Annotated in this window: 11 protein-coding genes; 1 reads left to right on the forward strand and 10 read right to left on the reverse strand. The window is 34.4% G+C overall.

Translation table 11 applies throughout. The features are described 5' to 3' along the window. A partial coding sequence (locus B9T35_RS14870) for an Ig-like domain-containing protein (protein ID WP_139842043.1) occupies positions 1-1,318 on the reverse strand: 1,318 nt, incomplete at its 3' end. A gap of 346 nt (positions 1,319-1,664) precedes the next feature. Between B9T35_RS14870 and B9T35_RS14875 the strand changes: the two genes are divergently transcribed. After that, complete coding sequence (locus tag B9T35_RS14875; RefSeq protein ID WP_086191881.1) at positions 1,665-3,035, forward strand: phosphomannomutase; 1,371 nt, start codon at positions 1,665-1,667, stop codon at positions 3,033-3,035. A 54-nt stretch (positions 3,036-3,089) separates the two neighbouring features. Here the strand turns inward: B9T35_RS14875 and galE are convergent, their stop codons facing one another. The 9 genes from galE to B9T35_RS14920 form a co-directional block, all read right to left on the reverse strand. Beyond that, entirely contained in the window at positions 3,090-4,109 is a 1,020-nt protein-coding gene (galE, locus tag B9T35_RS14880; protein WP_086191882.1) for a UDP-glucose 4-epimerase GalE, read from the reverse strand. 11 nt (positions 4,110-4,120) lie between these two features. Next, positions 4,121-5,755, reverse strand: coding sequence for a glucose-6-phosphate isomerase (gene pgi / locus B9T35_RS14885; RefSeq protein ID WP_416202452.1), 1,635 nt, complete (start codon positions 5,753-5,755; stop codon positions 4,121-4,123). A gap of 23 nt (positions 5,756-5,778) precedes the next feature. Then, on the reverse strand, positions 5,779-7,044 hold the full coding sequence (locus B9T35_RS14890) for a UDP binding domain-containing protein (protein ID WP_086191884.1): 1,266 nt from the start codon (positions 7,042-7,044) through the stop codon (positions 5,779-5,781). Between the two features lie 18 nt (positions 7,045-7,062). Beyond that, positions 7,063-7,938 carry a UTP--glucose-1-phosphate uridylyltransferase GalU gene (galU, locus tag B9T35_RS14895; RefSeq protein WP_086191885.1) on the reverse strand — a complete coding sequence of 292 codons (876 nt, stop codon included), beginning with the start codon at positions 7,936-7,938 and terminating at the stop codon, positions 7,063-7,065. 19 nt (positions 7,939-7,957) lie between these two features. Beyond that, positions 7,958-8,578: a sugar transferase gene (locus tag B9T35_RS14900; RefSeq protein ID WP_086191886.1), complete on the reverse strand. Its 621-nt coding sequence runs from the start codon at positions 8,576-8,578 to the stop codon at positions 7,958-7,960. Further along, positions 8,562-9,722 carry a glycosyltransferase family 4 protein gene (locus tag B9T35_RS14905; protein WP_086191887.1) on the reverse strand — a complete coding sequence of 387 codons (1,161 nt, stop codon included), beginning with the start codon at positions 9,720-9,722 and terminating at the stop codon, positions 8,562-8,564. Before B9T35_RS14905 ends, B9T35_RS14900 begins: the two co-directional genes overlap by 17 nt. Beyond that, a complete protein-coding gene (locus tag B9T35_RS14910) occupies positions 9,712-10,803 on the reverse strand; it encodes a glycosyltransferase (protein ID WP_086191888.1) in 1,092 nt (363 codons plus the stop codon). The genes B9T35_RS14905 and B9T35_RS14910 overlap by 11 nt, the downstream gene beginning before the upstream one ends. 138 nt (positions 10,804-10,941) lie before the next feature. After that, complete coding sequence (locus tag B9T35_RS14915) at positions 10,942-11,856, reverse strand: glycosyltransferase family 2 protein (protein WP_086191889.1); 915 nt, start codon at positions 11,854-11,856, stop codon at positions 10,942-10,944. A 6-nt stretch (positions 11,857-11,862) separates the two neighbouring features. Further along, positions 11,863-12,894 carry an EpsG family protein gene (locus B9T35_RS14920; protein WP_086191890.1) on the reverse strand — a complete coding sequence of 344 codons (1,032 nt, stop codon included), beginning with the start codon at positions 12,892-12,894 and terminating at the stop codon, positions 11,863-11,865. Positions 12,895-12,955 lie beyond the last annotated feature (61 nt).

A 12,955-nucleotide genomic window follows, 5' to 3' on the forward strand; every position in this document is an offset into this window, starting at 1 on the left:
TGATGTTCTTCGGTCCATCTACACCTAAATTAGGTAGCTCTAATGACCATGTTTTATCTGGGCTAACCGTTGCTGTCCCGACTTCTTTACCATCAACATAAACATGAACCACTGAACCTGGTTGAGCAGTACCACTAATGGTTGGTGTCTTGTCATCTGTCACACCATTTTTTTGGATTGGACCTTGTACACTACCAAAATCATCTGCAACGGTTTGAATCGTCGGTGCTGGTGGTGCATCGCCGACCACATTAAATCCAATAGGAGCTGTAGGCTTACCTTCATTCCCCGCTTGATCTACAGGTGTTGCCGTAAGACTGTGTGCACCACCAGATAAAGGAGTCTCAGGAGTAAATGTCCATGTACCGTCAGCCTTAACAGTTGCAGTACCAATTAACTGACCGTTGTCATAAATATTAACATGTTCAACTTCTGGTGTTGCCTTTCCTGAAAATTCTGGGCGAGTATCATCTGTTTGAGTCCCGTTTTTAATTTCCCCAACTACAGGCCCCACATCATCAGTCAAATGAAGATCACTTAAACTCCCCTCAACAGGTGCTTGTGTATCAATAACAACCTTCTGTTCTGTAACTGAACCAACGTTACCACTTGCATCAATTGTACGAACTTGAACAGTATAAGTTCCATCCGCCAACGGCGTTTTAGTATTGTCATAGCTCCATGAGCCATTACCACGATCAACAACAGCATCAACCCAAGTTTTACCCCCATCTAGACTAACTTGGATTTTTTCATCCGCAGCCAAAGGACCAGTAATTTTCCCATTAAAAACTAAGGTATTATCTTGTGTTATAAAATCATGTAGGTTAACACCTGTATCTTCAGTCACCCCTGTAAGTACAGCTTTTGCCGTTGGAGAAGTTGTATCTGCGCCATCCCCTTTATCATGACGATGTGCCCACCACAATATTCCCCCTGCTGTAACAACAGGGAATAACCATGGGATCAATCCAGCATTACCATCCGAATAAATCAGTGGTTCAACACTCTCTAATCCTGCATAATTGACACCTTTACCTGCAGCATCAAATTCAACTAAAGCAAAACCTTTATCTTGCTCTGGAAATACGAGGGAGTTATCGGCGTTATTGGCATCATTGAAGAAATTTTCAATGACAATTTTTTCACCATCTTTTAATGTGATAACAACAGAGTTACCTTCCCGAAGAATAGACTCTACATGTTCTTTGGTTACACCAACTTGTACGACCGATGCTTGATTTAAAACTACATCACTCGCTTGAGTATCTTGTAATAAATCACCGCCATTTTTAGCTACGACTACGATTCTTGTCATTATGTTGCCTCATTTTTATAAAATATTAAAAATATTATCCCCTTAATAATAATGTGACTTCGATCACAAAACAAACACTTTATACTAATTAGAACATATATTATTGTAAACATGTGATTAGATTGATTTTTATTATTAAGATGTGTCATTTTTTATCTTTCGCTTAGTGAATAAGCCATTTAATTTTCACTCATAATTCAAACGCTTATTCGACACTTATTCATTCATACAATCATTTATTTTATATATCGCTATTCTTCACAATAAAAACTCACATTAATCAGGCTTTAGAGCAGTACGCTCCTTCTGTATACTCATGTCTTTTAAATGATAAGAAATGTGCACAATGACAACACTTACTTGTTTTAAGGCCTACGATATTCGCGGTAAACTTGGTTCTGAACTCAATGAAGAGATCGCCTATAAAATTGGACGTGCCTATGGACAAATTCATCAACCCAAAACCGTTGTTGTTGGGTGTGATATTCGTTTAAGCAGTGAAGGTTTAAAACAAGCAACCATTAAAGGTTTAAATGATGCAGGTGTGAATGTTCTTGACCTTGGTATGACAGGTACGGAAGAAGTTTATTTCGGTGCATTCCATTTAGATGTACAGGGTGGTATTGAAATCACCGCAAGTCATAATCCGATGGATTATAATGGCTTAAAATTGGTCCGAGAAAATGCTCGCCCGATTAGTGCGAATACAGGTCTAAAAGAAATTCAAGCTTTGGCTGAAAGTAATGCATTTATTGACGTCGAAAAAAAAGGCAATACAGAAAAATATAATATTCTGCCTGAGTTTATCGATCATTTGATGACATACATTGATCCTAGAAAAATTCGTCCCTTAAAATTGGTAATGAATGCAGGAAATGGTGCAGCAGGTCATGTCGTCGATGCCATTGAAGAAAAATTCAAACAACTCAATATTCCGATTGAGTTTATTAAGATTCATAATGAAGCTGATGGCACTTTTCCAAATGGTATTCCTAATCCAATCTTAATTGAAAACCGTGATAGCACGCGTAATGCAGTATTAATACATCATGCAGATATGGGAATTGCTTGGGATGGTGATTTTGATCGTTGTTTCCTTTTTGATGAAAAAGGTCAATTTATTGAAGGCTACTACATTGTTGGTTTATTGGCTCAGGCATTTTTACTCAAACAATCCGGTGAGAAAATTGTCCATGATCCACGTTTAGTTTGGAATACTTTAGCCATTGTCGATGAGTATAATGGTGTTGCGGTTCAATCTAAATCTGGACATGCTTTTATTAAAGATGTCATGCGTGAACACAATGCGGTCTATGGTGGTGAAATGAGTGCACATCATTACTTCCGTGATTTTTCTTATTGTGACAGTGGCATGATTCCTTGGTTGCTTGCTGTGGTTGTACTTTCTGAAACCAAACAATCATTATCTAGTCTCGTTGAAGATATGATTACTAAATTTCCATGCAGCGGTGAAATCAATTTTAAGGTTCAAGATACTCAAGAAACTATTCAAAAGATTTTTGATCATTTTGCAGAACAGAAACCAACGATTGATCAAACAGATGGAGTTAGTTTAGATTTTGGCACATGGCGTTTAAACGTGCGTGCATCAAATACTGAACCTTTATTGCGTTTAAATATTGAAAGTCGCTTGGATCGTAATCCAGAACCAATGCAAGCTTATGTGGATGAGTTAACACAGCTTATTCAAGGCTAAAGGCTTATTTATAAAACAGGAGTCAATTGACTCCTGTTTTATTTTAAAAACAACTTAACTTTTGTAACCTTGTGGATTCTGCTTTTGCCAATTCCAACTATCTGAAAGCATATCTTCTAATTGATACTGTGGCTTCCAAGCTAATTCTGTAACTGCTCGAGTATTATCTGCAAAAGAGGTTGCAACATCACCTTCTCGACGTGGTGCAAATTCAAATGCAACGGGAACACCATTCACTTTTTCAAAAGTATTTTTGACTTCTAATACGGATGAACCATTCCCAGTCCCAATATTCCAAGCACGACAACCTTTTGCATTTAAACGATTATTTAAGGCACATAAATGTGCGTTTGCTAAATCAACCACATGAATATAATCACGAACACCAGTGCCATCAACGGTTTCGTAATCATTACCATAAATCGACAGCTTTTCACGACGACCTATCGCAACCTGAGTCACATAAGGCATTAAATTATTGGGAATACCTTGTGGATCTTCACCAATACGACCACTTTTATGTGCACCCACTGGGTTAAAATAGCGCAGTAATGCAATAGACCATTGCTCATTTGCAATTGATAATTTTTCTAATAATTGTTCAACAATTAACTTTGTATAACCGTAGTTATTACTTGGCATACCTGTAGGCATACTTTCATTTAAAGGCGAAGTATTTGCTTCATCGTAAACGGTTGCTGAAGAACTAAAAACTAAATTATAAACTCCAGCACGCTCCATTGCTTGAACAAGGCTAATTGAACCTGCAATGTTATTATCAAAATAAGTTAATGGAATCTGCTGACTTTCTCCTACGGCCTTTAAGCCTGCAAAATGAATGACAGCATCAATTTTATGTCGACCAAATAATTGATCCAAAGCTTTTGCATCACGAATATCACCTTCAATAAAAGTGAGTTTTTTATTCGCTAGCTCTTGTACACGATTTAATGATTCTTCTGAACTATTTGATAAATTATCTAATACAACAACATCATGACCTGCAAGTAATAGTTCAACACATGTATGTGAACCGATATAACCTGCACCACCTGTCACTAAAATATTTGCCACTGCGTAACCTCTTATTGTCCTAACAAGATTTTAATTAAACCCTGCGTAGATGCATCTAACAGGGATAAATCTTTTTCTGAGCCATTTAAAATAGGTAAAAGCTGATTGGCAATTTCCTTGCCTTTTTCAACCCCCCATTGATCGAATGGATTAATATTCCATATTACAGACTGCACAAAAACTTTATGTTCATAAAGTGCAATTAGCATACCTAAACTATATGGATTCAATTCTTTTAAAAGTATGGTTGTACTAGGTTGATTGCCTGCATATTGCTGATAAATCGGTAAATCTGACAACTCATCTTGCTTCAGCGCCTGATTACCAAAAGCCAATAAACGCGACTGCGCTAAACAATTGGATAATGCCAAATGATGTTGTTCAATTAATGCTTCCGCATTTTCGGCATAGGTAAATTGATTCGCATTATAACGATGGATGGGTGCAATAAAATCACAATTGACTGAATGAGTACCTTGATGTAAGAGCTGATAAAATGCGTGTTGTGCATTCGGACCAACTTCTCCCCAAACAATTGGGCAGGTATCTAACTCAACAGGTTTTTCATTTCGTTGTGTCGACTTACCATTCGACTCCATTTCCAATTGCTGTAAATAAGCTGCAAAATATTTTAATCGCCCATCATAAGGCAACACAGCATGGGTTTGAATATTAAGAAAATTATTATTCCAAACACCAAGCAAGCCCATAAGTACTGGGATATTTTGTGTAAAAGGGGCTGACTGAAAATGTTCATCCACAGCATAAGCACCTGCAAGAAGTTGCTTAAAGCCTTCCACACCAACCATTAAAGCAATCGGTAAACCAATACATGACCATAATGAATAACGACCACCCACCCAATCCCATAATAGAAACTGATGATCAGGAGCAATCCCCCATTCCGTCATTTTTTCAGGTTTTGTCGAAACACCAATAAAATGATTTTTTAAAACACAGTCACGAACACCTAATGATTTTTCCAACCATTGTCGCGCAGTTTGTGCATTAGATAAGGTATCAATGGTTCCAAATGATTTTGAAGAAATAATAAATAGTGTCGTTTCAGGTCTAAATTGGTGCAATAACTCAGAAAGCTGACTACCATCGATGGTCGATACAAAATGAACATCTAACTGTTTTTCAGTATGCACTTTAAAATCGGATAGCGCATGGCAGACCATCAACGGACCAAGATCCGATCCTCCTACACCAATATTTACGACATTTTGAATCACTTCGCCAGTACAACCACGATATTGTCCTGCATGAATTTTATCCACAAGACGATACATTCTTTGTAATTGAGCATGCACTTGTTCATTGATAACAGGAAACTTTTGATTTTCTATAGGTAAACGCAATGCCCAATGCATAGCAGCGCGTTGTTCTGTGTAATTAATTTTTTCTTCTGAAAAAAATCTTTTGATCCAGTTTTCTAAATTTTTAGATTCAGCAAAATCGACCAAAGTATCAATAACAGGCGCATTTATTCTCTGCTTACTACAATCAAAAACCAATTGATCACATTGCACTGAATACCGATCAAAACGATTTTCTTCTTCAGCAAACAAGTCATTGAGATGCATTTTTTTTTGAATAACAGCTAGGTTCTCTAATTCTTCTTTTAGATTTACACCCTGCATTGTGTTCAGTTCCGCCGATTGATTCATGAACGACCCACCCCTTGATATGTAAACCCTTGTTTTTTTACATAGCTCGGATCATAAATATTTCGACCATCCAAAATAAATGGATACGCCATTTTTTGAGATAAAACGTTAAAATCTGGACTTAAATATTGTTTCCAAGCTGTCATTAAACAAAGCGCATGTGCATTTTCTATTGCGAGATACTGATCTTCGCATAGTATTAAATCATCTCGATGCCCATATACTTTATGCACTGCATCCAATGCCTGAGGATCATGCAATTGAACTTTTACACCTTGTGCCCAAAGTGCTGCTAACATAACGTGGATAGGTGCATTATCAATACTTGAAGTATTTTCTTTAAAAGAAGCACCCCAAATTGCCACGACTTTGCCTGCTAAATTGCCATGGTAATAATTCCATAATTTTCGGAATAAAATCTCTTTCTGCTGTTCGTTAATCGTCCAAACTTGATCTAATAGCTGACTTTTATCGCCTGTTTTTGAAACAGTACTCGATAAAGTCAAAATATCCTGTGAAAAATTTTCACCACCAAAGCCCGTACCTGGTGATAAATATGCAGCACCAATACGACTATCCGCAGCCAGACCTTGCTGAACATTAACAATATCAATCCCTAATTTTTCAGTCACTAAAGCTAAATCATTCATATAACTGATACGTGTAGCCAACATTCCAGAAATACTTAATTTGGTAAATTCTGCATCGAGAATAGGCATAAATAAGTATTGATGTTTAAATTGAAAAAAAGGTCTCAGCAACTCTTTAATTAGATTTTCTGTTTTTTTATTATCAACACCAACAATGACTTGTTTTACAGAGACCAAACTCTTAACAGCATTACCTTCCTGAATCACATCAGGTAAATATGCCCAAGAATCTTGTGGTAATAACTGTCTTAATTGTTCAGTCCCTTGCAAACCAAAAGTTGAGCCATTAATCATTAATTTAGGATGGATAATCGGTAGCATACTTATTTTTTTTATCAGCGCTTTTGTTCGTTCTAATTCTGAGGTACCAAAACCATAAAAATAAACTTCACTATCTAATGGTAATTGCTCAGACACAACGCGCTGTAAAAAACCATTAGCGATCTGTTGTTTAATTAATCGATTAACAAAATCATCTTGATAATGAATCACAAGAGGGTCAAATGAATTATTTAACTCATTTGCACACCAAAAGACCTGATGTCCGTGTTCAGCAAGCAACCCTGCCAATACACCTGCTTGCAAAGTTGCACCAAAAACACTAATTTTCATTTTATACCAACAAATTTATTATAAATTTAACTCTTTAATGAGTTGCTTAAATTGACCGCCCAACTGTGGGTGCTGAATACCATAATGTAGAACAGCTTTTAAATAGCCAATTTTACTCCCACAATCAAAAGTCTGACCTTTCATTCTATAAGCCTCAACTTTTTCAGACTTTTGTAATGTCGCAATCGCATCAGTCAGCTGGATTTCATTACCTGCTCCTCTTGGTGTTTCTTCCAATAGTTGCATAATTTTTGCAGGTAGAATATAGCGCCCTACGACAGATAAATTAGATGGTGCAGTGCCAATCACAGGTTTTTCTACTATACCGCGCATCACTACACTTTCTCCCTCAGAAGGAGATTGTGCAACATCAACAATACCATACTGATCAACTAAATGATCAGGCACAGCTTCAACCATAATTTGTGAAGCTTGCGTTTGATTATAATGATCAATCATCAATGCTAAATCACTTTCTTGATCATTATTTTTAACAAGTACATCTGGCAAGAGTACAGCAAAAGGCTCATCACCGATTACGGCTTTAGCACATAAAACTGCATGGCCTAAACCTAAGGGTTGAGGCTGACGTACACTCACTACACTGACATGTTTAGGAAGAATTTCCGTAATTTCTGTGAGTAAATCAAATTTTTTCTTATTTTCTAATATGGTTTCAAGTTCAAAATTACGATCAAAATAATTTTCAATTGAGGCTTTTGAAGAGTGTGTAACAAGTATAATTTGTTCAATTCCAGCCGCAACAGCTTCTTTTACGACATATTCAATGGCTGGGCGATCTACAACTGTTACCATTTCCTTAGGAATTGACTTACTTGCTGGTAGAAAGCGTGTACCTAAACCAGCAACAGGAAAAATGGCTTTTTTGATCATAACTCACTTCAATTCAATATTAGTGATGTGATGATTTAGAATTAGAGGAATTTGATCCTGAAAATCGAGTAGCTCCAACCGATTCATCGGGCGAATCAATTCCTTCTTTTTTCATCATCACTTCAACAGTTTTAAACATAATTTTAAAGTCGAAGATTATAGATCGCTTTTCAACATATTGAACATCTAAATCAAACTTATCTTCCCAAGATAAATTGTTTCGACCACTGACTTGTGCAAGACCTGTCATACCAGGTTTCACTTCATGCCTTCTCATCTGGTGGGGTGTATAATGCTCTACAAATTCTGGAAGTTGAGGACGTGGGCCTACGACACTCATATTACCTTTCAAAACATTAATCAATTGAGGCATTTCATCTAAACTTGTAGATCGTAATTTTTGTCCAAACGGTGTAATTCTCTTTTCATCTGGTAACGCAATTCCATTTTCATCAAATGCATTTCGCATTGAACGAAACTTCATCATTTTAAATAGTTTTCCATTCTTACCTGGTCGCTCTTGATAAAAAAAGACAGGAGAACCTAAATTTTTACGCACTTTATATGCAACAAAAATAAATATTGGTGAAAGTAAAAAAAGTGCTATTGAAGCAATAATTATATCAACTAGTCTTTTCATTTAGATCTTTTAAACCCATGATCTCAATTAATTTAGAATTCACTTTTTCAGCATCAAATTTTTCTTGAGCTATCTTATAACTCTCCAACCCCATAATATTTACTTGCTCTGGGTTTTCAATAAAATAACACATTTTTTCTGCTAATGCTTCCGGATTCCATCGGGGAACAAGAAAACCATTCACACCATTCACAACAGTCTCACGACAACCTGGAACATCTGTAGTAATTACAGGACGGCCAATTGCCATTGCTTCTTGTGTACTACGGGGGACACCTTCACGATATGATGGCAGAATAAAGACGCTCGAATCTGTTATCCATTGATTTACATTGGCAACATGACCAGGATATTCAAATATTTTATTATCAAGTAATTGATCTAATTCTTCTTGCTTCAGTGCCCCCATATTTTGATGATCAATTGCTCCTAAAATCGTAAAATGTGCTTGTGGGTATTTTTGTTTTACAATACGAATCGCTTGAATTAACTCAAATACTCCTTTTTCTTTGAGTAAACGTCCTATAAATAAGAATTTAATAGGAGATGTTTTGGCTTCTACAAAAGGGTAATCTGTTAAATTTAGCCCGATGCCACCTAAAATATGCACTTCAGGCACTCGTAAACCGTAGCGTTTAACTAAGTCATTTTGATCATCTGGGTTTAAAAAGATCATTTTATCCAAGCATGGAAAAGCCATTTTATACAGCAGTACTTGAATGCTACGAATGAGTTTCGTTTTAGTACTTTGTCCTTCAGGTTGGTCAGTAAAGGTATATCCTAACCCTTCCAACATGCCGATCACTGTGGGTACTTTTGCGGCTTTCGCTGCAATGCTCCCATAAATGACTGGCTTAGCAAAATAAGAAAATGCAATATCTGGCTGAATTTTTTTTAATATACATTTTAATTGTAAGTAGGATGCAATATCAGCAAATGGGTTTAATCCACCACGAATCAATTTATATACAACTGGCTCAGCGCCAAGCTGTCTTATTTTTTCTAAACATTGGTCTGTATATTCTGAGGTTAAAGCATAGACTAAACACCCATCCAGAACCAATTGCTTAATTAAATCTGCACGAAAGCCATAAAAACTAGCACCAGTCGTACCAATTAAAGCTATCTTTTTCTTATGACTCATATATTTCAATCCACCGCCCTACAATTCTGTCTAATGCAAAGGTATTTTTTACATATTGCAATGCATTAGCATTATTATCGCCTTTTTCACCTGAACTTAACAATAAGGCCTGATGAATACCATCAGCAAGTAATTGTGGATCACTTTTAGGAACTAAGGTGCCAAACCCACCCATAACCTCTTTTACACCACCACAGTCTGTGGCTACAACATAAGTTTCACATGCCATTGCTTCTGCAACAACTAAACCAAATCCCTCAAAGGATGAGGATAAAATAAATACATCAGCCGCAGACATTAATTCTGGAATATCATTTCTCCGCCCCAACAAATGTATTCTCTCTTTTAACTTTTTATCTGTAATCAACTTTTCAAACTCTGATTTTAAATTACCATCTCCCACAACAAATAAATGAATATATTTGGATTCGCTATGTTCTTTGAATAATATTTCAATCGCATTAAATAAATTCGGATAATCCTTTGCTTCATGTAAGCGACCTACAGCAAGCAACATTATGTCAGTAGTAGATAATCCTATTTCCTCTCTCAGACTTTCATTTGTATTTAAGCGATGAAAACGATCTAATTTTATCCCATTATAAACTGTTGTTATTCCATTGGTTGGAACAGCACCTAGTCTTACAAAATTTTCCGATGCAGATTGGCTTACATTCGTTGTTAGGTCTGATAAATGATGTGTCACTCTATAAGCTAACATTCGAGCCTTTCCACCCTCAATATTACTATGAGCTGTGCAAACCAATTTCGGGATAGGAGAAAAGAAACGTGAAATACGTGCAAAAATATTTGCATGAACCATATGCGCATGTACAACATCTGGTTTAAAGTCCAGTAATAATTTTTTGTACCTCTGGTAAGATTTTTTTGAATTTTTAATAGACTCCAAGCCCAGATAAATTAACTCAATTTCAACATTTTCAGGACGAATTACTACATTACCTTTCAAATAAGCAATTTTGACTTGATGACCATATTCTGACATTTTATCTGCCAAATCCACGACAACTTTTTCAGCACCGCCACCACCAAGACCTGTAATAAGATAAATAATATTCATAACTTCATCCAAATTAAAATATAGGATTAGAAAAAACAAAGCCCGTATATTATTCAAATGGGACTATTGATAATATAATTAAGAGTAGACTGTATTTTTAAATATTAAAAAAAGCATAAGTTTTTTATAAAAGCATATTCATTTATCAAATAACCGTTGAAGTAACGTCTTAGCTAACAATTTTAACTTACTTCCTCCATACGTTAAAGGTGTAAATAAAACAATTAGCAACCTTGATAAAAAAGAAGAACTATCACAATAATTTAAATAAGCTTTAAATACGTTATCAACATTTGAGTCAACATCATATTTATACAATTCATGAAAACTTTTTTTAACCAAATAATGTTCTTTAGAAACGACAAAACCCACATTTTTAAATATTCTTTTATACTTTGACCTTGTAAAATCTTTATTCCCAGTAACAGCATTTTCATGCTGTCTATAGAGCATTAACTGTTTAGGTAAAAAATACACATCACCAAAGGAATAGGCAAATAAAGTAACTATATCATCATGATGATATATATATCCTTTATAATTATTAACCATATCAATTAATTTTCTATTGATTAACATTGAACAACCTTGGTAACCAGAATTATAAATTATAAAATCTTGTATACTATTAGCATGTGTATTAGAGATACTCTCTTGATGAATCACACCAAACTCATCTAAGGCATACCCATCACAATAAACCAAAATAGGGATATCACTTTTGTCAGAAACTGACATTAACCCCATTAATTCTTTCAATTTATTTTCCAACCAAATATCATCTTGATCACAAAATATTACATACTCAGAAGTGGAATATTGTAAAGTATGCAAAAAATTTTTTCCTGATTTCAACCCCTTTTTATTATCTTGAATCAAACTTATTCTTTTATCTTGCTTAATATATTTATCAACAATCTCAATCGTACTATCTACTGACCCATCATCATGAATTATTAGTTTCCAATCTTTATAGGTCTGTTGCAATAACGAAAGTATCTGGTTCTCTAAGAATTTAGAGCCATTATAAGTAGCCATAACTATATCAATCATTCTAAATCACCCAAAGTACAGTTCAAAATTCAAATTACTAAGAATTGCGCTGTAATAATAATAACTACAAATAAATAAAACAATCAAAACCCCAATAGACTTAGGATAAAAAAATCTCAACACCATTGGAATGATAAAAATTAATAATGTCGAAAAATATTCAAAAACCCTTAAGGAAAATACTGAGTTAAATGACAGCACAAAGTATAATGATAAGTTCAACATCATAATTTTTAAATTTATAATATCAATATTTGTAAACTGGTTTTTAAACCGACTGTAAAGATAAAGATATATAAAAAGAATTATCATATAAAATAATTGAAAAGCTCCAAATTTAGCGACTGCACCAAATTCAGAGCTATCATAATATGCTTCTATCTTACTTGCAATAAACCCAAAACCAATCTTAGAAAAAAAGGTTAACAGTAGTATTTTCAATAGCCCACTAAAAAAAATAGAAAATACAAAACTAACCATCATAATAATAAAGCAATATTTCAATTTAATTTTATTAAAAACAAAAATACTAAAAATCAAAACTGCTTGATAATGAAAGAAAATAGAAAATAAACTCATCATTAAGTATTTTTTATAGTTTCCCATACAAAAAAAAGCATATGCCAATAATAGAAATGCTGTCGACACTCCAACTCTAATTTGAGTAACATCTTGAATAAAATAAAATAATAATAAATAAATAAATAACGATAATAATTTATTTACGGAAAATCTATAAATACAATACAACTTAATACTGATACTTAAAGTTGCATAAAACAAAAACAAATAAAAAATATCACCATCTAAATAGTTATTAATAAATTTTGACACAATTATAAAACTATATTCTCTGGAAATTTCAGAAAACTGTATATTCCTCATATCAAATAAATAAGAGTATGAATCTTTATCAAAACCCAATGGTTTAAGTGAGGAAAATAACACCAACACAACTGAAACAGTAGCAAAAAAAATCCCTAAAATTAAATTAAAAATTTTATCACTTTCTCTCATCTCAATTACGTCTTTCTTCATTACAACCTCTCACCATAAATATTCAAAAAATAATAAAAATATACATAAAGACCATAACAAG

The organism is Acinetobacter sp. ANC 3832 (assembly GCF_002135415.1).
GTDB lineage: Bacteria > Pseudomonadota > Gammaproteobacteria > Pseudomonadales > Moraxellaceae > Acinetobacter.

Excerpts from the sequence above, each read along its gene's own strand:
- B9T35_RS14890 (WP_086191884.1), bottom strand. The coding sequence starts at position 7,044 with ATGAAAATTAGTGTTTTTGGTGCAACTTTGCAAGCAGGTGTATTGGCA.
- galU (WP_086191885.1), bottom strand. The coding sequence starts at position 7,938 with ATGATCAAAAAAGCCATTTTTCCTGTTGCTGGTTTAGGTACACGCTTT.
- B9T35_RS14875 (WP_086191881.1), top strand. The coding sequence starts at position 1,665 with ATGACAACACTTACTTGTTTTAAGGCCTACGATATTCGCGGTAAACTT.
- B9T35_RS14905 (WP_086191887.1), bottom strand. The coding sequence starts at position 9,722 with ATGAGTCATAAGAAAAAGATAGCTTTAATTGGTACGACTGGTGCTAGT.
- B9T35_RS14910 (WP_086191888.1), bottom strand. The coding sequence starts at position 10,803 with ATGAATATTATTTATCTTATTACAGGTCTTGGTGGTGGCGGTGCTGAA.
- B9T35_RS14900 (WP_086191886.1), bottom strand. The coding sequence starts at position 8,578 with ATGAAAAGACTAGTTGATATAATTATTGCTTCAATAGCACTTTTTTTA.
- pgi (WP_416202452.1), bottom strand. The coding sequence starts at position 5,755 with ATGCAGGGTGTAAATCTAAAAGAAGAATTAGAGAACCTAGCTGTTATT.
- B9T35_RS14915 (WP_086191889.1), bottom strand. The coding sequence starts at position 11,856 with ATGATTGATATAGTTATGGCTACTTATAATGGCTCTAAATTCTTAGAG.
- B9T35_RS14920 (WP_086191890.1), bottom strand. The coding sequence starts at position 12,894 with ATGAAGAAAGACGTAATTGAGATGAGAGAAAGTGATAAAATTTTTAAT.